The 20,520-nt window shown below is 72.0% G+C and carries 19 protein-coding genes and 1 pseudogene; 14 read left to right on the forward strand and 6 right to left on the reverse strand.

Features of this window, described 5'->3' with window-relative positions; translation table 11 throughout:
• Nucleotides 1–2: 2 nt before the first annotated feature.
• Nucleotides 3–1,361 carry a cobyrinate a,c-diamide synthase gene (locus ACTWOL_RS08225; RefSeq protein ID WP_474295904.1) on the forward strand — a complete coding sequence of 453 codons (1,359 nt, stop codon included), beginning with the start codon at nt 3–5 and terminating at the stop codon, nt 1,359–1,361.
• Between the two features lie 14 nt (nt 1,362–1,375).
• On the opposite strand, the gene ACTWOL_RS08230 is transcribed toward ACTWOL_RS08225, so the two are convergent.
• Entirely contained in the window at nt 1,376–2,119 is a 744-nt protein-coding gene (locus tag ACTWOL_RS08230; protein WP_474295906.1) for a ZIP family metal transporter, read from the reverse strand.
• 56 nt (nt 2,120–2,175) lie between these two features.
• Between ACTWOL_RS08230 and ACTWOL_RS08235 the strand changes: the two are divergent.
• The 3 genes and pseudogenes from ACTWOL_RS08235 to cobC form a co-directional block, all read left to right on the forward strand.
• Nucleotides 2,176–2,553: pseudogene (locus ACTWOL_RS08235) on the forward strand (cobalamin biosynthesis protein); the annotation flags it as partial.
• 225 nt (nt 2,554–2,778) lie between these two features.
• On the forward strand, nt 2,779–3,603 hold the full coding sequence (locus ACTWOL_RS08240; RefSeq protein WP_474301116.1) for a sirohydrochlorin chelatase: 825 nt from the start codon (nt 2,779–2,781) through the stop codon (nt 3,601–3,603).
• Entirely contained in the window at nt 3,600–4,706 is a 1,107-nt protein-coding gene (gene cobC / locus ACTWOL_RS08245) for an Rv2231c family pyridoxal phosphate-dependent protein CobC (RefSeq protein WP_474295910.1), read from the forward strand. Before ACTWOL_RS08240 ends, cobC begins: the two co-directional genes overlap by 4 nt.
• Before the next feature lie 147 nt (nt 4,707–4,853).
• On the opposite strand, the gene ACTWOL_RS08250 is transcribed toward cobC, so the two are convergent.
• Both ACTWOL_RS08250 and ACTWOL_RS08255 read right to left on the reverse strand, forming a co-directional pair.
• Complete coding sequence (locus tag ACTWOL_RS08250; protein ID WP_474295912.1) at nt 4,854–5,807, reverse strand: SCO1860 family LAETG-anchored protein; 954 nt, start codon at nt 5,805–5,807, stop codon at nt 4,854–4,856.
• Between the two features lie 297 nt (nt 5,808–6,104).
• Nucleotides 6,105–7,181 carry an amidohydrolase family protein gene (locus tag ACTWOL_RS08255; protein ID WP_474301117.1) on the reverse strand — a complete coding sequence of 359 codons (1,077 nt, stop codon included), beginning with the start codon at nt 7,179–7,181 and terminating at the stop codon, nt 6,105–6,107.
• A 433-nt stretch (nt 7,182–7,614) separates the two neighbouring features.
• Here ACTWOL_RS08255 and ectA point away from each other — a divergent pair, with 433 nt between their 5' ends.
• The 4 genes from ectA to thpD all read left to right on the forward strand — a co-directional run bounded on the left by ectA (nt 7,615) and on the right by thpD (nt 10,955).
• Entirely contained in the window at nt 7,615–8,112 is a 498-nt protein-coding gene (gene ectA / locus ACTWOL_RS08260; RefSeq protein ID WP_474295914.1) for a diaminobutyrate acetyltransferase, read from the forward strand.
• Between the two features lie 84 nt (nt 8,113–8,196).
• Nucleotides 8,197–9,465 carry a diaminobutyrate--2-oxoglutarate transaminase gene (gene ectB / locus ACTWOL_RS08265; protein WP_474295916.1) on the forward strand — a complete coding sequence of 423 codons (1,269 nt, stop codon included), beginning with the start codon at nt 8,197–8,199 and terminating at the stop codon, nt 9,463–9,465.
• 197 nt (nt 9,466–9,662) lie between these two features.
• Entirely contained in the window at nt 9,663–10,061 is a 399-nt protein-coding gene (locus ACTWOL_RS08270; protein ID WP_474295919.1) for an ectoine synthase, read from the forward strand.
• A gap of 3 nt (nt 10,062–10,064) precedes the next feature.
• Nucleotides 10,065–10,955 (forward strand): ectoine hydroxylase, encoded by an 891-nt coding sequence (thpD, locus tag ACTWOL_RS08275; protein WP_474295921.1) that lies wholly within the window; start codon nt 10,065–10,067, stop codon nt 10,953–10,955.
• 81 nt (nt 10,956–11,036) lie between these two features.
• On the opposite strand, the gene ACTWOL_RS08280 is transcribed toward thpD, so the two are convergent.
• Genes ACTWOL_RS08280 through ACTWOL_RS08290 form a run of 3 tightly spaced genes read right to left on the reverse strand, consistent with a single transcriptional unit; the run spans nt 11,037 to nt 14,283 of the window.
• Nucleotides 11,037–12,083: an aminotransferase class V-fold PLP-dependent enzyme gene (locus ACTWOL_RS08280; RefSeq protein ID WP_474295924.1), complete on the reverse strand. Its 1,047-nt coding sequence runs from the start codon at nt 12,081–12,083 to the stop codon at nt 11,037–11,039.
• 48 nt (nt 12,084–12,131) lie between these two features.
• Complete coding sequence (locus ACTWOL_RS08285; RefSeq protein ID WP_474295926.1) at nt 12,132–12,746, reverse strand: DUF1349 domain-containing protein; 615 nt, start codon at nt 12,744–12,746, stop codon at nt 12,132–12,134.
• Nucleotides 12,747–12,750: 4 nt separating this feature from the next.
• Nucleotides 12,751–14,283, reverse strand: a complete 1,533-nt coding sequence (locus tag ACTWOL_RS08290) for an aldehyde dehydrogenase (NADP(+)) (protein ID WP_474295928.1) — start codon at nt 14,281–14,283, stop codon at nt 12,751–12,753.
• A 105-nt stretch (nt 14,284–14,388) separates the two neighbouring features.
• Between ACTWOL_RS08290 and ACTWOL_RS08295 the strand changes: the two genes are divergently transcribed.
• The 6 genes from ACTWOL_RS08295 to ACTWOL_RS08320 all read left to right on the forward strand — a co-directional run bounded on the left by ACTWOL_RS08295 (nt 14,389) and on the right by ACTWOL_RS08320 (nt 20,516).
• Nucleotides 14,389–15,159 carry an IclR family transcriptional regulator gene (locus ACTWOL_RS08295; protein ID WP_474295930.1) on the forward strand — a complete coding sequence of 257 codons (771 nt, stop codon included), beginning with the start codon at nt 14,389–14,391 and terminating at the stop codon, nt 15,157–15,159.
• Nucleotides 15,160–15,377: 218 nt separating this feature from the next.
• Complete coding sequence (locus ACTWOL_RS08300; RefSeq protein WP_474295932.1) at nt 15,378–16,355, forward strand: hypothetical protein; 978 nt, start codon at nt 15,378–15,380, stop codon at nt 16,353–16,355.
• Nucleotides 16,352–17,647 carry a sensor histidine kinase gene (locus ACTWOL_RS08305; RefSeq protein ID WP_474295936.1) on the forward strand — a complete coding sequence of 432 codons (1,296 nt, stop codon included), beginning with the start codon at nt 16,352–16,354 and terminating at the stop codon, nt 17,645–17,647. The genes ACTWOL_RS08300 and ACTWOL_RS08305 overlap by 4 nt, the downstream gene beginning before the upstream one ends.
• Nucleotides 17,644–18,300: a response regulator transcription factor gene (locus tag ACTWOL_RS08310; RefSeq protein WP_474295938.1), complete on the forward strand. Its 657-nt coding sequence runs from the start codon at nt 17,644–17,646 to the stop codon at nt 18,298–18,300. The genes ACTWOL_RS08305 and ACTWOL_RS08310 overlap by 4 nt, the downstream gene beginning before the upstream one ends.
• A gap of 149 nt (nt 18,301–18,449) precedes the next feature.
• Nucleotides 18,450–19,898: a peptidoglycan D,D-transpeptidase FtsI family protein gene (locus tag ACTWOL_RS08315; RefSeq protein ID WP_474295939.1), complete on the forward strand. Its 1,449-nt coding sequence runs from the start codon at nt 18,450–18,452 to the stop codon at nt 19,896–19,898.
• A gap of 207 nt (nt 19,899–20,105) precedes the next feature.
• Entirely contained in the window at nt 20,106–20,516 is a 411-nt protein-coding gene (locus ACTWOL_RS08320) for a hypothetical protein (RefSeq protein WP_474295940.1), read from the forward strand.
• Nucleotides 20,517–20,520: the final 4 nt, after the last annotated feature.

Genomic DNA, 20,520 nt, shown 5'->3' on the forward strand with positions numbered 1-20,520 from the left:
TCGTGATCGCCGCACCCGCGTCGGGCAGCGGCAAGACCACCGTCGCGACCGGCCTGATGGCGGCCTTCACGGCGGCCGGTCTCGCCGTGTCCCCGCACAAGGTGGGTCCCGACTACATCGACCCGGGCTATCACGCGCTCGCCACGGGCCGTCCCGGCCGCAACCTCGACTCGTACATGTGCGGTACGGAGCTGATCGCACCGCTCTTCGCGCACGGCTCGCGGGGCTGCGATCTGGCCGTGATCGAGGGCGTGATGGGGCTCTACGACGGCGCCGCCGGCGAAGGCGAGCTGGCGTCCACGGCGCAAGTGGCCAAACTGCTGCGGGCGCCGGTGGTGCTGGTCGTGGACGCATCGTCGCAGTCGCGGTCGGTCGCGGCGCTGGTGCACGGCTTCGCGTCGTGGGACCCGCAGGTGCGGCTCGGCGGGGTGATCCTCAACAAGGTGGCAACGGACCGCCATGAGGCACTGCTGAGAGAGGCGCTCGAGGAGTCGGGCGTCCCGGTGCTGGGCGTGCTGCGCCGGGCTCCTGCCGTCAGTACACCGTCCCGCCACCTTGGCCTGGTCCCGGTGGCCGAGCGGCACGCGGAGGCGCTGGACGCGGTGCGGGCTCAGGCGGAGCAGGTGCGGGCGGGCTGCGATCTGGAGGCGTTGCTCGCGCTGGCGCGCAGTGCCCCGCCGGTCGGCGCCGAGCCGTGGAACCCGGTGGGGCCGGAGACTGGCGGGCAGTGCGCGCCCGTCGACGAGGCTCCCGTGATCGCCGTCGCCGGCGGTGCGGCGTTCACCTTCTCGTACGCCGAGCACACCGAACTGCTCGCCGCCGCCGGTGCGCGGGTGGTCCCCTTCGACCCGCTGCGAGACGAGGACCTCCCCGAAGGCACCCGTGGCGTGGTCGTCGGCGGAGGTTTCCCCGAGGTGTACGCGCCGGAGCTGTCCGCCAACTCCGGGCTGCGCAAAGCGGTGGCGGAGCTGGCACGGGCGGGCGCGCCCATCGCGGCCGAGTGTGCGGGGCTGCTCTACCTGGCGCGTTCGCTGGACGGCAAGCCCATGTGCGGGGTGCTGGACGCCGATGCGCGGATGTCGCAGCGGCTCACCCTGGGCTACCGGGACGCGGTGGCGGTGAGCGACAGCGTCCTGGCCGCCGCCGGAACGCGGATGCGGGGCCACGAGTTCCACCGCACGGTCCTGGAGCCGGGATCGGGGGCGCAGGCGGCCTGGGGGCTGCGGCAGCCGGAGCGCAGAGTGGAGGGCTTCGTGCAGCGGGGTGTGCATGCGAGCTATGTCCATACGCACTGGGCGGCGGTGCCGGAGACGGCGTACCGGTTCGTCGGGCACTGCACCCGGTGGTCCGAACACGCATGAGACCCCGCCGGGCGTCACTCCGCCACACCCGTCACCAGCCAGATGAAGGCCACGCCTCCCACCGTGCACAGCAGGGTGGAGTGCGCGGGGTGCCGGTGGTGCGCCTCCGGCAGGATCTCGGCCGCCGCGAGATAGACCAACGCGCCGCCGAAGAAGCCGAGATAGCTGCCGAGCAGTTCCTGCGGCAGGGTGAAGAGCAGGGTCGACGCGGCGCCGACGACGGGTGCCACGGCCGCTGCTACCAGCATGGCGAGGGAAGTGCGGCGCTCGTTCCCGTACAGAGTGGTGACGGTGTAGGTGTTGAATCCGTCGGCGAAGTCGTGGCTGATGACGGCGAGTGCGACGGTGGCGCCCATCCCGCTGCCCGCCTGGAAGGCGGCGCCGATGGCGATCCCGTCCATGAGGCTGTGCCCGACCATCGCCGCGGCAGCGGTCATGCCGATCTGCGGTACGCGATGGTCGTGGCCGTTCCTCCCGCCGTTGTTCGCGCCGTGCGACGCCTGACGGGCGGCCAGCAGCCGCTCCACGAGATGGGCGAGCAGGAACCCGCCGACGAACAGCAGCAGCGCCTGCGGCACTCCGAAGACCTCCCGGCCCGCCGTCGCCATCGCCTCGGGCAGCAGATCGAGCCCCGCCACACCGAGCATCAGTCCGCCGGCGAGGCCCAGCACCAGATGCCTGCGGTCGGTCACGCGCTGCGCCGTCCAGCCGCCGAACAGCGTCATCAGGAACGCGCCGAGCGCGACGAACACCGCCATGGCTTCTTGCTAGCGGATCCGTCCCCTCCGGCGCCGGGTGCCACGCCATGAGTGCCATGAGTGCCATAGGTCCCGTCCGGGACCTGGTCGTCGGTGTCGGTGCGCGGCGCGGGGCGCCGGCTGCCGAGGTGCTCGGGCTGATCCGGACCGCACTGCGGGAGGCCGGAGAGCGGGCCGGTGCGGTCGTGGCCCTGGCGACCGTGGACACCAAGGCGAACGAGCCGGGAATCGTCGCCGCCGCGGCGGCCCTCGGCGTTCCCCTGCGGTGCCATCCGGCCCCGGTACTGGCCGGGGTGCCGGTGCCGTATCCGTCGGATGCGGTGCGGGACGCGGTCGGCACGCCATCGGTGGCCGAGGCCGCGGCGCTCGCAGAAGGGGGCGAACTAATTGTTCCGAAAAGGACATCGGGAAAGAAGGGACAACCTGGCAGGGTGACGTGTGCGATCGTACGACTTCCGGCTTCCCCGGATTCGAACCCTCCGGTTCCGGATCCGGACGTCCGCCGGGCGGTGGGCTCCGGCGCGCCGCCGGCGTCCGCCGCAGCCTCGCCGGCCGGGATCCGTCCCGAACCGTGCCGGGCACGGCGGACACCGGCACCGTCGGCACCACCGCAGTCACCAGCGTCACCGGCACCACCGCCCCGTCCCCGAGGAGAACGTGTGACCTTCCCGCCCGCATTGCTCGTCGCGGCCCCAGGCACCCGGCATGACGCCGCGGCTGCGGCGTTCCGGGAGTTCGTGGCACTGCTGGGCCGCCGCCAGCCCGGCGTCCCCGTCGCGGGGGGCCTGATCGGTGCCGATCACCGGCCGGTGGACGAGGCGGTGGACGAGGCGGTGGACGAACTCGTCACGGCGGGTGCGGACATGATCGCGGCGGTCTCGCTGGCGCTGGTCCCCGAGGCGGGTGTCGAGGACGCGATGGCCGGTGCGCTGGAGGCGGCACCTGGGCGCCACCCCGGGCTCGCCCTCACCCGGTGCCGGGCACTCGGCCCCGATCCGGCGTTGCTGGCCCTGCTGGAACGGCGCGTCGACGAAGCGCTGGGCATGGACGCCACGGCCCGTGCCCCCCGGGACCGGGCCGATGTGACCGTCCTGCTCGTGGCTCCCGGCTCGGCGGATGCCGGGGCCAACGCCGAGGTGCATCGCGCGGCGCGGCTGCTGTGGGAGGGGCGCGGATACGCGGGCGTCGAGACGGCGTTCGTGTCGTCGGCCGCACCCGATGTACCGGCCGGGCTGGACCGCTGCACACAGCTCGGAGCCCGGCGGATCGTCGTCCTGCCCTACGTCCTGTTCGACAGCGGTCCGGTGGAGCGGGCGCGTCTGCACACGGAGGGCTGGGCGGCGGCGCATCCGGAGACCGAGGTGCGCCTCGCCGAAGTGATAGGCGCCACGGGGCAGTTGGCGGATCTGGTCGTGGAGCGCTACCGGGAGGCCGTGGCCGGCACCGGAGCCCGCGCCGTCCCCGGACCGGCAGGGCGCCGGTGAACGGACCGAGCGAGCGGCACGATCCGCGCCACGGCGGCGACGCCGAGGTGCACGATCTGCGCCACCACGGCGACGCGGAGGTACGGGACGCCCGGCTGACCGACCTCGCGGTCAATGTCCGCGCCGGCACTCCCCCGCGGTGGCTGCACGAGCACATCGCCGCGTCCCTCACCTCGCTGGCCGCCTATCCCGACGGACGGGCGGCAAGGGCGGCGGTGGCGGACCGGCACGGGCTGCCCGTGGAACGGGTGCTGCTGACGGCCGGGGCGGCGGAGGCGTTCGTGCTGCTGGCGCGCGGGCTCCCGGTGAGCCGGCCGGCCGTGGTCCACCCGCAGTTCACCGAGCCGGAGGCGGCGCTGCGGGACGCGGGGCACGAGGTGACGCGGGTGGTGCTGCGCGAGGAGGACGGCTTCCGGCTGGATCCGCGCGCGGTGCCCGAAGCGGCGGACCTGGTCGTCATCGGCAACCCGACGAACCCCACGTCGGTGCTGCATCCTGCCGCCACGATCAGCCGGCTGGCCCGGCCGGGGCGGATCCTCGTGGTCGACGAGGCGTTCATGGACGCGGTGCCCGGTGAGCCCGAGGCAATGGCGTCGCGGACGGATGTGCCGGGGCTCGTGGTGCTGCGGAGCCTCACCAAGACCTGGGGGCTCGCCGGGCTGCGGATCGGTTACGTACTGGCCGCCCCGGAGACGATCGCCGCGCTGGAGCGGGCGCAGCCGCTGTGGCCCGTGTCGACTCCGGCCCTGGCGGCGGCCGAGGCCTGCGTCTCGCCACGGGCGCTGGCAGAGGCGGCAGCGGCGGCGGAGCGTATCGCCGCCGATAGGTCACATCTGCTGGCCGGGCTCGCGGAGTTCGACGAGGTCCGCACGGTCACGGCGGCTCACGGCCCGTTCGTGCTGATCCGTGTGGACTGCGCGGACCGGGTGCGCGAGCTACTGCGGGGGCTCGGCTTCGCGGTGCGCCGCGGCGACACGTTCCCCGGCCTCGACCGCGACTGGCTTCGGGTGGCGGTGCGTGACCGCACCACGACGAATCGTTTCCTCCAGGCGCTGGACCAGGCGCTCTCGGCGGTGGGCGCGACGGCACAGGGCCGGGGCTGACCACGCCGGACACACGACAGCCGGTGCCGGACACCCGTCACGGCCGGGGCCGGACACCCGCGTGCGGGAGCGCCCGGCCCCGTCGGCCGCGGAGCACCGGTGGAGAAGGCACGGCGGCCGACCGGTCCCGTCCCGTACGGGAGGTCCTCAGTCCCGGACGCGGCGGCGGGCCAGCGCCACCGCGGTGGCGCCGGTCGCAAGGAGCGCGACCGCGCCGGCCACGGCGTACGGGGTGGCCGAACCACCGCCGGTCGCCGCGAGGCCTTCCGCGCCGGTTTCGGAGGACGGGGCCGCCGGCGACTCGCCGACGGACGGCTCCACGCCCGTCTGGGTCCGCATGTCCGGCGTCCGCGTGTCAGGGGTCGGCGCGGCGGCGTCGGCTGCCGGGGTCTCGCAGGTCGCGGCCGCCAGCGTCAACGTGCCCTCGACCTCCGCGACGTTCAGCTTGAGCGGGTTCACGGACACCTTCAGCTCCAGCGCGGTCGCCGCGGCCGTGTGTGATGTCGTCTCCGTACGGGACAGACCGAGCGTGACCGCACCGACGCCGGGCACCTCCACCTTCGACGTACCGCCCGAAGTGAGCGTGATCTTCTTCCCCAGCACCCGGACCGTGCCGAGGACGCTGGACTCGGCCAGCGGCTTGCGACCCGCATCGCAGACCGCGCGCGCCGTCACCTTCTCGACCTCGATCAGCGAGAGCAACGACAGTCCGGGAACGTGCACCTTGGCGTGTGCGAGGGTCGTGACGCCCTCGGCCCGCTCCCGGTCCGCGGTCGCCCTGGCAGTGGCCACGTCCGCGCGCAGCATGCTGAACGGCCGCCCCTCGTCGACGCCCTCCAGCTGGACGGTGAGCCCGGTCTTCTCCGCACGCGCGGGCGCTTCGACCTCGTTGAGGGTGGTCTTCAGCGGCACCCGCACGCTCCTGTTCAGCAGGGAGACATCGAGCCCCGTGCGCAGGACGACCGCGCTCGCCCGGCCCTCGGAGCCGCCCGTCGCATGGGCCGGTCCGGCGAAGGCCACGGGAGCGGCTACCGCGAGGCCGACCGAGGCCGCGGCGGCGGCGCAGCGGCGTGCGGGCACGCGGAAGGTGTTGCTGTTCAAGGCGGTGGAACCCCCACAGGAGACTTGGCATCGCCGGGCCCGTCCACCACGGGGACTCGTGCACGACGGCGGCGACCGGAACATCCGAATACTTACGTACGGAGAGTGAACCGGCAGATACCTGAAGTGAGTTCACTCCAAAGTGGCGTTTCCGCGCCCGCATTCGATTCCACGGGTACGGGCGTGCCAGCCGGGTCGCCCGTCGGCACGCCCTGCGGCGCACGCCGGTCGCCCGCGCCGTACGCACACTCCGTACGGTGCGGTACACACACGCCGCACGGCCTCACCGTCGGAGCGTCAGCCCATGACGCGGCCGTTGACGACCACCCTGCGCGGCGCGGCCAGTACTCCCACGTCCGCGCGTGGATCCGCCTCGTACACCACGAGGTCCGCCGCCGCGCCCTCCTCGAGCCCCGGGCGGCCCAGCCACCGCCGCGCTCCCCACGCGGTCGCGGAGAGGGCGTCCAGCGCCGGAATCCCGGCCTTCACCAGCTCGGCGACCTCGGCCGCGACGAGCCCGTGCGGGAGCGAGCCGCCCGCGTCGGTGCCGACGTAGACGGGGACGCCCGCGTCGTAGGCCGAGCGGACGGTGTCGTACCGGCGTTCGTGGAGTCGCCGCATATGGGCCGACCACTGCGGGAACTTCGCCTCTCCACCCGCCGCGAGCTCGGGGAAGGTCGCGATGTTGACCAGCGTCGGGACGATCGCGACACCTCGCTCCGCGAACAGCGGAATGGTCTCCTCCGTCAGCCCGGTCGCATGCTCGATGCAGTCGATGCCCGCCTCGACGAGATCCCGCAGGGAGTCCTCGGCGAAGCAGTGCGCGGTGACGCGGGCACCCAGCCGGTGGGCCTCGGCGATGGCCGCCTCGAGGGCGCCACGCGGCCAGCAGGCACCCAGATCGCCGGCCTCCCGGTCGAGCCAGTCGCCGACGAGCTTGACCCAGCCGTCGCCCCGCCGCGCCTCCCCGGCCACATAGGCGACGAGGTCGTCGGGTTCGATCTCATGGGCGTAGTTGCGGATGTAGCGACGGGTGCGGGCGATGTGCCGGCCGGCCCTGATGATCTTCGGCAGATCGTCGCGGTCGTCGATCCACCGGGTGTCGGCGGGCGAGCCCGCGTCCCTGATGAGCAGCGTGCCCGCGTCCCGGTCGGCCACCGCCTGCTTCTCGCTGGTCACCTCGTCCACGGCACCGTGCTTGTCGAGTCCGACATGACAGTGCGCGTCGACGAGACCCGGCAGCGCCCAGCCCTCCACGGTCCGCACATCCCCGGCCGCCGGGCGCCGGAAGGTGATCCGCCCGCCGACGACCCACAGCTCGTCCCGCACCTCCTCCGGCCCGACGAGCACCCGCCCCTTCACATGCAGCACCACGTGATCGCTCATGACACGCACTCTACGAGCACCACCGCCGCCCTTGGGGGCCGCGGTTCCACGAGCTCCCGGTCCGCGGGACGGGACGAATGTCCGACACTCTTGGAAAAGGCAAATAGAGCGTGAATTCAAGAATGCGGGGAGCTACTTTATCCCGAGTAGCTCCCCGCATTCTCCTGCCCCGTTTCCGCGACCCTAAACGCCAAGATTCCATGAGGAACAGATCACCCTATTCCAGGCGCGTTCCTCAGGCGGCCGAATATGTGACCGACTCCACAGTGGAGATCTTTTGCCCGATAACTCCCACCCAAACGAGGAGAGTTCGGATCCGGCTCGCGCCGGTGCGCGCACCCGCGCGATAACACACATCAGCGCACTACCCAACCCTTCACCCCCATGCAATCTGCGAATTTGCTCGGTAAATTGAATTCGCATGACCACCGCATTGAGCATCGACAGCCCACGCGTGGAGGACGGAGCCGCGATCTGGCGAATTGCCCGCGACTCCGAGGTCCTGGACCTGAACTCCTCGTACAGCTATCTGCTGTGGTGCCGCGACTTCGCCGCGACGTCCGCGGTGGCCCGCGGCACGGACGGCGAACCGATCGCGTTCGTCACCGGCTACATCCGGCCGGAGCGCCCGGAGACGCTGGTCGTCTGGCAGGTCGCCGTCGACGAGGCGCACCGGGGCCGCGGACTGGCCGGAGCGCTCCTGGAGGCGCTGACCCGGCGGGTCGCCGCCGCACACGGCGTCAAGGCGATCGAGACGACCGTCACGCCCGACAACACCGCTTCCGACCGCCTCTTCACCTCCTTCGCCGCTCGCCGCGGCGCGAGCCTCGAGCGTGAAGTCCTCTTCGACGGCGGGCTGTTCCCCGACGGGGCCCATCAGCCCGAGGTGCTGTACCGCATCGGCCCGGTCAGCGGCTGACGCCCGCCGTGTGCCCGTTCGCCGGCTGACCGCCACCACAGGCCCGATACCAGTCAGAACACCCCCACACCAGGAGAGAACGCTGTGACCATCACCCCGCCCGCCCTGAGTGTCTTCGAGACCCTGGAGTCGGAGGTGCGCAGCTACTGCCGCGGTTGGCCCGCCGTGTTCGACCGTGCGCAGGGCGCCCGGCTCACCGACGAGGACGGCCATTCCTACCTCGACTTCTTCGCCGGAGCAGGGTCACTCAACTACGGCCACAACAACCCCGTACTCAAACGCGCGCTGCTGGACTACCTGGAGCGCGACGGCATCACCCACGGCCTGGACATGGCGACGACCGCGAAGCGCGCCTTCCTGGAGTCCTTCCAGAACATCGTGCTGCGGCCGCGCGATCTGCCGTACAAGGTCATGTTCCCGGGCCCCACCGGCACCAACGCCGTCGAGGCCGCCCTGAAGCTGGCCCGCAAGGTGAAGGGCCGCGAGGCGATCGTCTCGTTCACCAATGCCTTCCACGGGATGTCGCTGGGCTCGCTCGCCGTGACGGGCAATGCCTTCAAGCGGGCCGGAGCCGGGATCCCGCTGGTCCACGGCACACCGATGCCGTTCGACAACTACTTCGACGGCCAGGTGCCGGACTTCCTCTGGTTCGAGCGTCTGCTGGAGGACCAGGGCTCCGGTCTCAACAAGCCCGCGGCGGTCATTGTCGAGACCGTCCAGGGCGAGGGCGGTATCAACGTGGCACGCCCGGAGTGGCTGCGGGCGCTCGCGGACCTCTGCCACCGCCAGGACATGCTGCTCATCGTCGACGACATCCAGATGGGCTGCGGCCGCACCGGTGCGTTCTTCTCGTTCGAGGAGGCCGGCATCGCCCCGGACATCGTCACGCTGTCGAAGTCGATCAGCGGCTACGGACTCCCCATGTCCCTCTGCCTGTTCGCGCCCGAGCTGGACATCTGGGAGCCGGGCGAGCACAACGGCACCTTCCGAGGCAACAACCCGGCCTTCGTGACCGCCGCCGCCGCGCTGGACACCTACTGGGCCGACGGCCAGATGGAGAAGCAGACCATCGCCCGCGGCGAGCAGGTCGAGCAGACGCTCCTCGCGATCGCCGACGAGAACTCCTCCGCCGGAGCGAGCTTCCGCGGCCGGGGCCTGGTCTGGGGCCTGGAGTTCACCGACAGGAACCGGGCGTCCGCCGTCTGCGCCCGTGCCTTCGAACTCGGTCTGCTGCTGGAGACGTCGGGCCCGGAGAGCGAGGTGGTCAAGCTGCTGCCGCCGCTGACCGTGACGCCCGACGAGCTGGACGAGGGGCTCAGCACGCTCGCCCGTGCCGTCCGCGAGACGGCCTGACACGACGGCCTGACACGACGGTGTGAGACCGGCCCGGGCCCGGCTGCCGCCCGCCCGGGCCGGCGCACCGCACAGGTGGCCGGCACCACCGCAGAGTCCCCCGTGCGCCGTGCGCCGTGCGCCGCGGACGCACCGCGCACACCGCCACGCCACCCGCACCGCGCACGCACCGTACGCAGGAGAGGAAGCGCACCACCGTGATCGTCCGATCGTTCAAGGACATCGAGAACACCGACCGGCACGTCAGGGCGAAGTCCGGGACCTGGGAGAGCAAGCGCATCGTGCTCGCCAAGGAGAAAGTGGGCTTCTCGCTGCACGAGACCGTGCTGTACGCGGGTACGGAGACGTCGATGTGGTACGCGAACCACATCGAGGCCGTGCTCTGCGTGGAGGGCGAGGCCGAGCTCACCAACGACGAGACCGGTGAGTCCCACTGGATCGAGCCCGGCACGATGTATCTGCTGAACGGGCACGAGCGGCACACGCTGCGTCCCAAGACCGACTTCCGCTGTGTCTGCGTCTTCAATCCGCCCGTGACGGGACGGGAGGACCACGACGAGAACGGCGTCTATCCCCTGCTGACCGAGGAGGGCTGACCGATGACCACCGCGATCACCGATCTCTACCCGACCCGTGGCGCCACCGAGACGACCGTTCCCCGTCAGGACCCGGTCGTCTGGTCCGCGGCCGGCACGCCCGGGCCCATCGCCCCGTCCGCGCTGCAGTCGTACGAGCGGGACGGCTTCCTGGCGATCGAGGAGCTGATCACACCGGCCGAGGTGGCGATCTACCGCACCGAACTCGACCGTCTGGTCTCGGATCCGGCGATCAGGACCGACGAGCGTTCGATCGTCGAGCCGAAGTCCCTGGACGTGCGGTCGGTCTTCGAAGTGCACAAGATCAGCGAGGTGTTCGCCGCGCTGGTGCGTGATGAACGGGTCGTGGGCCGGGCGCGGCAGATCCTCGGCTCGGACGTCTACGTCCACCAGTCGCGGATCAACGTCAAGCCGGGCTTCGGGGCCTCGGGCTTCTACTGGCACTCGGACTTCGAGACCTGGCACGCCGAGGACGGCCTCCCGCAGATGCGGACGGTGTCGGTGTCGATCGCGCTGACCGAGAACCTCGACACCAACGGCGGCCTGATGATCATGCCCGGGTCGCACAGGACGTTCCTGGGCTGTGCGGGCGAGACGCCGAAGGACAACTACAAGAAGTCGCTGCAGATGCAGGACGCCGGGACGCCGTCGAACGAGGTGCTGACCCGGTTCGCCGACCGGCACGGCATCCGGCTCTTCACGGGCAAGGCCGGGTCCGCGACCTGGTTCGACTGCAACGCGATGCACGGGTCCGGGGACAACATCACCCCGTATCCGCGCAGCAACGTCTTCATCGTGTTCAACAGCGTGGAGAACACGGCCCGGGAGCCGTTCGCGGCGCCGGTGCCCCGGCCTTCGTTCATCGGGGCACGGGACTTCACCCCGGTGCGCTGATCCCGTCATGCGGGGCGGGCCGGTCGCGTGTGCTGCGCGACCGGCCCGCCCCGCTTCGGTCAACCGGTGAGTACCGGGGGGTCAGCCGGACAGCACGTCGAGCGCCCTGTCGACGTCCGCCGCCGAGTTGTAGAGGTGGAACGAGGCCCGCAGGTTTCCCGCGCGGGCCGATACGACGATCCCGGCACGGGCGAGCTCCGGCTCCCGGTCACCGAGCCCCGGCACGGCCACGATGGCGGACTCCCCCGGGACGGGCGAGTGCCCGAGCTCCGTGAGCCCCTCGCGGAAGCGGGCCGCCAGTGCGGTGTCGTGCGCGTGGATCCGCTCGACCCCCACCTTCTCCACCAGCGGGAGTGAGTGCTCCGCCGCGTGGTACGCGAGGAACGACGGCGACTCGTCGTAGCGCCTGGCCGACCGGGCGAACTCCTCCACCGGCCCATAGGTGCCCTGCGACAGGTCCTCGGCCGCCAGCCAGCCCGCGTGCACCGGGGCCAGCGACCGCTGCGCGTCCTCCGTGACGGTCAGGAACGAAGTCCCGCGCGGGCAGAGCAGGTACTTGAAGGCGGCGGTGACGGTGTAGTCGTACTCCCCCGCGTCCAGCGGCAGCCACCCCGCGGCCTGACTGGCATCGAGCAGCACACGGGCCCCATGGGCCCGTGCCGCGTCCCGAACGGCTTCGAGATCGGCGACCCGTCCGTCGGCCGACTGCACGGCGGACAGCGCGACGAGCGCCGTTCCCGGAGCGACCGCATCGGCGATCCGGTCCAGCGGCACGTACCGCACCTTCAGATCACCACGGGCCGTGAACGGGGTGACCACGGAGCTGAACTCACCCTCGGGGGCGACGACTTCGGCTCCTGCGGGCAGGGCGGACGCGATCAGCCCGACGTGCACGGCAACCGACCCGCCGATCGCCACCCGCTCGGCGGCGACACCGACGATGCGCCCGAAGGAGGCACGGGCCGCCTCGGTGGCCTCGAAGCTGCCCGAACCTTCCGGCCGCCCGGCGGCGATCTCCTCGGCGAGCCGCTTCACGGCCTCGACCGAACGCCGGGGCAGCAACCCGCAGGCGGAGGTGTTCAGATACGTCGACGTGGGCGCGAACTCGGCGCCTCCCAGGGTGTCCATGTACGCGCAGCCTACGGCGCTCCGGCGATCACTGCCGAGCCCTGGGCGTCATGAACCGTCGCGCAGGCCGTCCGGCCAGGACGGACGGAACTCGATGCGGTCGAAGACGACGACACAGCCCTCACCCACCGGGGACTGGGCCATGAAGCCGACGAGCGCGGCGTCCGCCTGCTCCCGGGTGCCGAGGCTGAAGATCCGCACGAATCTCCAGCGGATGCCGTCGGTCGACGCGTGGAAGGCGAAGGCACCTCCGGTGCGGCTGATCCGCAGCCAGGCGCAGTCCCCTTCCACCACGAAGGAGTTGGCGTCGTCGGAGTGGCCCCGGGTGACGACCGTGCAGACGGTCGGGGTGTCGGGGGACAGCTCGAGACAGAGCTTCGCCCATGCGCGCTCGGCGACATGGAGGTAGAGCACGCCCGCGTCGAACGCGGTGCCGAAGCCGACCTTGACGCGGGCGATCAGCTGGAAGTCGCCCTCGGGCGCGCCGAGCAGCCGGGGCGCGTCGGAGACCGGGTCCAGTGCCTCCGCGGTGGGCGGTACGAAGCGGTCCTGCCGTGCACCCGCCCAGCCGGTGAGCGTCCCGTTCTCGTACGACCAGTCGGCGTCGGGGCCGTACGGGCGCAACGGGAAGGGGAGTTCCGGCAGGGTGATCTCCTCGGTCACCAGGTCAGCTTTCCAGACCCTCCGGGCGGCCGTCGACCCGGCGCGGGAGGCCGAGCGGGTTCTCGTCGCGCAGCTCCGGCGGGAGCAGCGCGGACGGCACCGACTGGTAGGTGACCGGTCTCAGCCAGCGCTCGACCGCGGTGGCCCCCACCGAGGTGGACGTGGAGGTGGTCGCGGGATAGGGGCCGCCGTGGTGCTGGGCGGGAGCGACGGCCACGCCGGTGGGCCAGCCGTCGACCAGGACCCGGCCCGCGAGCGGGACGAGCGCCGCGAGCAGCTCCGCCGCCGGACCGTCCCTCTCCTCGTCGGCGAGGTGCACGGTGGCCGTGAGGTTGCCGGGCAGCCGTGCGAGGACCGCCTCGATCTCGGCGCGGGACTCGTAGCGGGCGACGACGGTCACCGGCCCGAAGCACTCCTCCAGGAGGAGGTCATGGGGTCCTTCGGCGGCGAGCAGCCCGGCCGGTACGGTCAGATAGCCCGCGCTGACGGTGTGCTCACCGCCCGCGCCGGGCGTGACGGGCGCCACGACGCCGTCGAGCGCGGCACGCTCGGCGACACCCGCGACGAAGGCGTCCCGCATCCGGTGGTCGAGCATCACCCCGGGCTCGGTCTCGCTCACCGCGGCCGTCAGGGACTTCAGCAGCCGGTCCCCCGCGGCGCCCGCGGGCGCGAACACGAAGCCGGGCTTGGTGCAGAACTGCCCTTCGCCCAGGGTCATCGACCCGGCCAGGCCGGTGCCGATCGCCTCCGCGCGCCCGGCAGCGGCGGCCTCGGTGATCACGACGGGATTGAGCGAGCCGAGCTCGCCGTGGAAGGGGATCGGTGCGGGACGGGCCGCCGCGGCGTCGAAGAGGGCGCGCCCGCCGCGTACCGAGCCGGTGAAGCCGGCCGCCGCGACCAGGGGGTGCCGTACCAGTTCCACACCGGCGTCGAAGCCGTGCACCAGGGCCACGGTGTCCTCGGGCAGCCCCACCTGCTGGGCAGCCCGCCGCAGCAGCGCCGTACACAGCTCGGAGGTGGCCGGGTGGCCGGGGTGGGACTTGACGACGACGGGGCAGCCGGCGGCGAGAGCGCTGGCGGTGTCGCCTCCGGGCACCGAGAAGGCGAGCGGGAAGTTGCTCGCGGCGTAGACGGCGACCACCCCGAGCGGAATCCGCCAGCGGCGCAGGTCCGGCCAGGGCGGAGTGCGGCCGGCGTCCGCGTGGTCGATGCGGATGTCGAGGAAGGAGCCCTCCTCAACGACATCGGCGAAGGCCCGCAACTGGCCGGTGGTCCGCGCGAGTTCACCGGTGAGCCGCACCGGTCCCAGTGCGGTCTCGGCGTCGGCCGCTTCGATGACGTGCTCACCGGACTCGTCGAGGAGGTCCGCCGCGGTGCGGAGCAGAGCGGCGCGGACCGTGCGGTCGGCGAGGGCGGCACGGGAGGCGTCCGCGGCCCGCACCACCCGCTCGACCTCGTCCGCCGTGGCCTCGACCGCGACCTGTTCGCGCGGCTTCCCGGTACGGGGGTCCACGCTCCAGACTGGTGCTGCTCCCACCACGGCTACCTTCCCCGAGTCGTTCGGTATTCTGAACGCCGTTCCCGATGATGAATCCATGTGCGGGGGGACTCTATTTCCGGGCGTTTGGAGGGGTCAAGGGCCATGGCAGCTGCCGAGCAGGGCGCGGCGCAGGTCAAGTCGGCGGTAAGGACCGTGGAGCTGCTCGAGTACTTCGCGGGACAGCCCGGAATGCACTCGCTCGCCGCCGTTCAGGAAGCCGTCGGCTATCCCAAGTCCAGCCTCTACATGCTGCTCCGCACGCTCGTCGAACTCGGCTGGGTGGAGACGGACACGACGGGCACGCGGTACGGCATCGGTGTGCGCGCCCTGCTCATCGGCACCTCGTACATCGACGGCGACGAGGTCGTGGCGGTCGCCCGGCCCACGCTCGACCGGCTCTCGGACGACACCACCGAGACCATCCATCTGGCCCGGCTCGACGGTACGAGCGTGGTCTATCTCGCGATCCGCCAGTCACAGCACTACCTGCGGCCGTTCACCCGGGTCGGCCGCCGGCTGCCGGCCCACTCCACCGCGTTGGGGAAGGCGCTGCTGGCGACCCACAGCGATGAGCAGGTCCGCGCGATGCTCCCGGAGACCCTGGCCGCGCTCACGGAGAACACCCTCACGGATCGCGAGCAACTCATCGAGCAGCTCCGGCAGATCCGCGAGCAGGGATACGCGGTCGACCGCGAGGAGAACACGCTGGGCCTGCGCTGTTTCGGCGTCGCCATCCCCTATCGCACCCCGGCGCGCGACGCGATCAGCTGCTCGGTGCCCGTGGCACGGCTGACCCCGGGGCATGAGCAGATGATCAAGGACACGCTCTTCGACGCCCGGGACCGGCTCACCCTGGCGACCCGCAGGCTCTGATCCGCGGCACACAGCGGCACAGCGGCGCAGCGGCACAGCGGCAGCTCACCGGACTGCCCTGCCCGCCCCGGGAGTTCGGCGGCGGCAGGACTTCCCTGCGCGTCCCGGGGACCGGGCCGGGCATCTCCTGCGGATGAAGCGTTCTCCGCCGTGCGGCGGAGACGGTTCCTCTCCGGGCAGGAGGCGCCGCGGGGGTGCGGACCGGGACCGTGATCACCATGACACCCACCCCGCTCACCACCGGCTCCCCGGCGGCGGCATCCGGACGGGCCCGCTCGGCCCTGCGGGCTGTCGCCATCGCCTCCTGCGTCCCCTACCTCTCCCTCAAGATCGCCTGGATAACGGGCAGTCACATCGGCATTCCCGACGGAAGCGTCCTGCTGGAGCACCGCACACTGATGGCCGTCGCCAACAGCGTCACCGCGCTGATGGACGGTGCGGTCGTCGTCCTGTCCCTGCTGCTCACCCAGGCCTGGGGCAGACGCGTACCGGCCTGGCTGCTCGCCGTACCGATTTGGGTCGCGGGCGGTCTGCTGGTGCCGATCATGGTCGGCTTCCCGGTCCAGCTGCTGCTCGAGGTGACGACCGGCGAGGCCGGGCCGGCGGCCGAAGGCAACGCGTCGTTCCTGCACCCGTGGGTCTTCGGCGTCGTCTACACCGGTTTCATCGTCCAGGGCCTCACGCTGGGGTCGCTGTTCGTGCTGTACGCCCGCGAGCGCTGGGGGCATGTGTGGCACGGCCGGGTCGGGGACCTGCCGGACGCGCCTCCCGGGCTGAGGGCGATCGCCGTGGCCGCTGCCGTGGTGGCGCTCTTCCCCGTCGCGCTACGACTGCTCTGGGTGTACGGCGCGACCACCGGGCTGTCCGCCGCCCAAGTGGCCGACCGTGGACCCGACTTCCGCATCCTGCAGGCGGTCGACGTCGTGTACCTCGTCGCGGCGGTCACCGGTGTGCTGGTGCTGGCTTTCCGCCGTGGGCGCTCCCTTCCGGTGAGGATCCCGCTGGGCATGGCCTGGCTCGGTTCGGGAGTGGTCGGCTGCTGGGGCCTCTGGCTGCTGATCGCGGCGCTGCTGCCCTCCGCCGAAGGCGACGGCCACACAGGGGAGTTGAGCACGGTGGCCTACGCTGTCGCCATGGTCGTGGGTCTGCTGCTCGCCGCCGGCACCGTCTCCTTCCTGCGACGGCGTGGCACATGAGGCGCGTCATGGGGGTGCTGTTCGGGTCGCGGGCGCGGCGGCGCTGGGTCCATCTGATCCTGGGCGGTGCCCTGCTGATGCCCTACTGGCTGCTCGGCACGGTCGTGGCCGGCCCTCTGCTCGGGACGAACGGCACCTTCTACGGGTCGCCCGCGCTGCAGTTCGGGGCATACGCCATCGCCCTTCCGCTCGCCGCGGTGACGGCACTGTTCCCCTTGACCCGGCCCATGTCGGTGGCGGCGGCGCGGGCGCTGTGCGGGGTGGCTCCGGAGCTCTTCGCGGACGGTCCGGCTGCGTCGCCGGCGGCCAGACTGCGCACGGCGGGCTGGTTCACCCTGCACATCGGACTGGGCGGGCTGATCAGCGGCGCGACGCTGGCACTTCCGCCGTTCGCGGTGACCACGGCGCTGCTGCCGCTGTCCGCGGGCATCCGGGAGTGGGTGGGACTGCCCGCGTCGCTGGACCGTCCCTGGTTCCTGGCGCTCGCGCCGTTCGCCGGGGCCGCCATGCTGCTGGCGCTGGCGGGCTGCGCGGCGGCCGCCGGAGCACTGCTGGCCCGCCGGGCGGCGGTGCTGCTGGGGCCGACGCCCGCCGACCGGCTCGCGGCGGCCGAGCGCCGTGCGGCGGAGTTCGCCGCACGTAACCGGCTGGCCCGCGAGCTCCACGATTCGGTGGGGCATGCGCTGAGCGCGGTGACGCTGCAGGCGGGGGCCGCGCTCAGGGTCCTGGACAGCGACGCACCGGGCGACCGGGCGTTCGTACGGGAAGCACTGACCGTGATCGAGCAGACGACACGCCGCACGGTCGGCGAACTCGACGGTGTGCTGGGACTCCTGCGGCAGGAGGAAGAGTCCGACACACTTACGGGGCCCACCCTGGAATCCCTTGAACTCCTGCTCGGACACTGCGGGTTGGCGGTCTCCCGCGAACTCGGCGCCGACCCTGCCGCCGTCCCGGAACCGATCTCCCGCAACGCGTACCGCATCGTGCAGGAGGGCCTCAGCAACGCACAGCGGCACGGCGGCCATGACGGCACCGCCGGGCGGTCACGAGGAGACCGCCGGCCCGTGTCGCTGAGCATCTTGATGGAGGACGGCGCGTTGCGGATCACGATGGAGAACCCGCTGCCGGACCGGCGAGCGGTGGTCCGGCCCGGCGGCGGCCGCGGGCTGCGCGGCATCACCGAGCGGGCGACGCTGCTCGGCGGCCTTGCGGAGGCGGGTCCCCGTGACGGTGTCTGGCGACTGACCGCCGTGCTGCCGCTGGACTCCGCCCGGGGCGGTGCGCGATGAGCGACACGATCCGGGTCGTCCTGGCCGACGACGAGCGCATGGTCCGCACCGCGCTGCGGGTGATCCTCGAGGCCGAGCCGGATCTGGAGGTGACCGGTGAGGCGGCGACGGGCGCGGAGGCCGTGTCGGTGGTGCGCAGTCTGCGGCCCGATGTGGTGCTGATGGACGTGCGGATGCCCGAGGTCGACGGCATTCACGCCACCCGGCGGATTCTCGGCACGCTGGACCCCGCGCCGCGGATCGTGGTCGTCACGACCTTCGAGAACGACTCCTATGTGTACGACGCCCTGCGCGCGGGTGCCGCGGGCTTCCTGCTCAAACGGGCCGCGGCGGCGGACCTGGTGGCGGCGGTCAGACTGGTCGCGCGGAGCGACTCGCTGCTGTACCCGGCCGCCCTGCGCGGCCTGGCCGCGGCCCATGCCCGCAGCGCGCCCTGTCCGGCGCCGTGGGCCGCGCGGCTCACGGAACGTGAGGCCGACGTACTGCGGCTGATGGCCACGGGCATGACGAACACGGAGATCGCCAAGCGGCTGGGCGTCGGTCATGCGACGGCGAAGACCCATGTGGCCGCGGTGCTGGCGAAGACGGGCACACGGGACCGCACCCAGGCGGTGATCGCGGCGTACGAGTCGGGGTTCATCGTCCCGGGCTGAGGCTCCGCGCCGTGCGCGCCGCGCCGCACGGGACCGGACCGCGCCGCGCCGCTCGGGACCGGACCGGACCGGACCGGACCGGATGAGGATTCCCTGAGAAAACCGGCAGAACGGAACGTAACCCTCCGGGCCGGTCGTCCCTCCACGGGATGAACAAGACGACCAGGCGTGCCGCGGTCTTCAGCCTGCTCCTGGTGCTCGCCCTGCTGGTGCGGGCCACCTGGGTGCAGGCCTACCAGGCCGAGGCACTCGCAGACGAGACACACAACCGGCGGAACACGATCGCGAAGTACGCGCAGCCGCTCGGAGACATCGTCGTGGCCGGTTCGCCGGTCACCGGCTCAAGCAGGACGGAGGGCGGAGATCTCGCCTACCGGCGCACGTACACCAACGGTGAGCTCTTTGCACCGGTCACCGGCTACAGCTCGCAGGCCTACGGCGCCACCCAGCTCGAAGGCATCTACGGCGATGTCCTCGACGGCACGGCCGACCGGCTGAAGAACCCGCTGGACGTGCTCACCGGCAAGCAGGGCCGGCCCGGGGATGTCCTGACGACCATCGACCCGGCCGTGCAGAAGGCCGGGTTCGAGGCGCTGGGCAGCAAGAAGGGCGCCGCGGTCGCGATCGACCCCAAGACCGGGCGGATCCTCGGGTTGGTGAGCACGCCGTCGTACGACCCGTCGGCGATCAGCGGCACGCCGGACGGCGACGCCTGGAAGAAGCTCACCGGCAACAAGGACCAGCCGATGCTCAACCGGGCGCTGCGCCAGCCGCTGCCGCCGGGCTCGACGTTCAAGCTGGTGGTCGCCGCCGCGGCGCTGGAGGACGGGCTGTACTCCTCCGCGGACGAGCGTACGGACAGCCCGTCCCCGTACACGCTCCCGGGCACCCGGACGGTGCTGAAGAACGAGAACCCGTCCGCGCCGTGCGAGAACGCCACCATCCGCACCGCGCTGCAGTACTCCTGCAACAACGTCTTCGGGAAGATGGCCGCCGACCTGGGGCAGGAGAAGGTCCGGGCGATGGCGGAGAAGTTCGGCTTCAACGACGCCGAGCAGGACGTACCGGTGCGCGCCACGAAGAGCGTCTACCCGTCCGGGATGGACGCGGCGCAGACCGCGCTGACCGGCATCGGCCAGTTCGATGTGACGGCTACTCCCCTGCAGATGGCGATGGTGTCGGCCGCCCTGGCCAACGACGGTGTCATGGCCGCCCCGCACATGGTCTCCAAGGTCGTCGGCGCGGACGGCACGACCCTGGAGAGCCACGAGGACGCGAAGACCGAGCGGATCGTCTCCCCGTCCACGGCGCGCCAGCTGCGCAGTGCCATGGTCACCGTCGTCGAGGACGGCACCGGCGCCAACGCACGGATCGCCGGCGCCGAGGTGGGCGGCAAGACAGGGACGGCCCAGCACGGCGAGAACAACAGCAAGACGCCGTACGCCTGGTTCACGTCCTACGCGAAGGCCGCGGACAGTGGTGAGGAGGTGGCCGTCGCGGTGCTCGTCGAGGACTCTGGCGCCGCACGCTCGGAGGTGAGCGGCAATGGGCTCGCGGCACCTGTCGCGCAGAAGATGATGAGTGCGGCCCTCCGCTGAGCCTCCGGCCGGTCCGCTCGGCATTCCGGCCGGTCCGCTGAGAATTCGACCGGCACGGTGTCCCTTCGGTCGGTCCTCCGAACACCCCGGTCCGGCCGGCTGCGTCGCCCCGCCGGGCACCCCCGGTGCAGGGGCGCGGCGAGCGGCACGGTATGCAGGAGTGCGCACCATCGCGCCCCCAACTCCCTTGGCATACGGAGGACTTCAGTGCACGCCCTGCCCCGTTCCCTGTCCGGCTGGACCATGGCGGTGTTCGGCGTACTCGCCGCCGCCCTGGGTGTCGTGGGGCTGATCGCTCCGGATGCCCTGATCAGTCTGATGGGCTTCGTCCCCGCGGCGGACGCTCCCCGTCAGCCGGGCGACCACACGCTGGTGTTCCTCACCGCGTCCTCCATGGCCGCGGTCAACATGGGCGTCTACTACATCCTCGCCTCCCTCGCGGACTGGAAGCCCTTCTTCCGCTGGACCGTCCCCTTCCGGCTGCTGACGTGCACGGTCTTCACCGTCGCGGTGATCGCAGGGCGGGCGCCCACCGGATTCCTGGGGGTCGGACTGTGGGAGGGCCTCGGCGCGGCGGTGACCGGTGCGGCACTGTGGCACGAGGGACGGCGGGCGTAGTCAG

It is taken from the genome of Micromonospora sp. IBHARD003, from assembly GCF_056106285.1.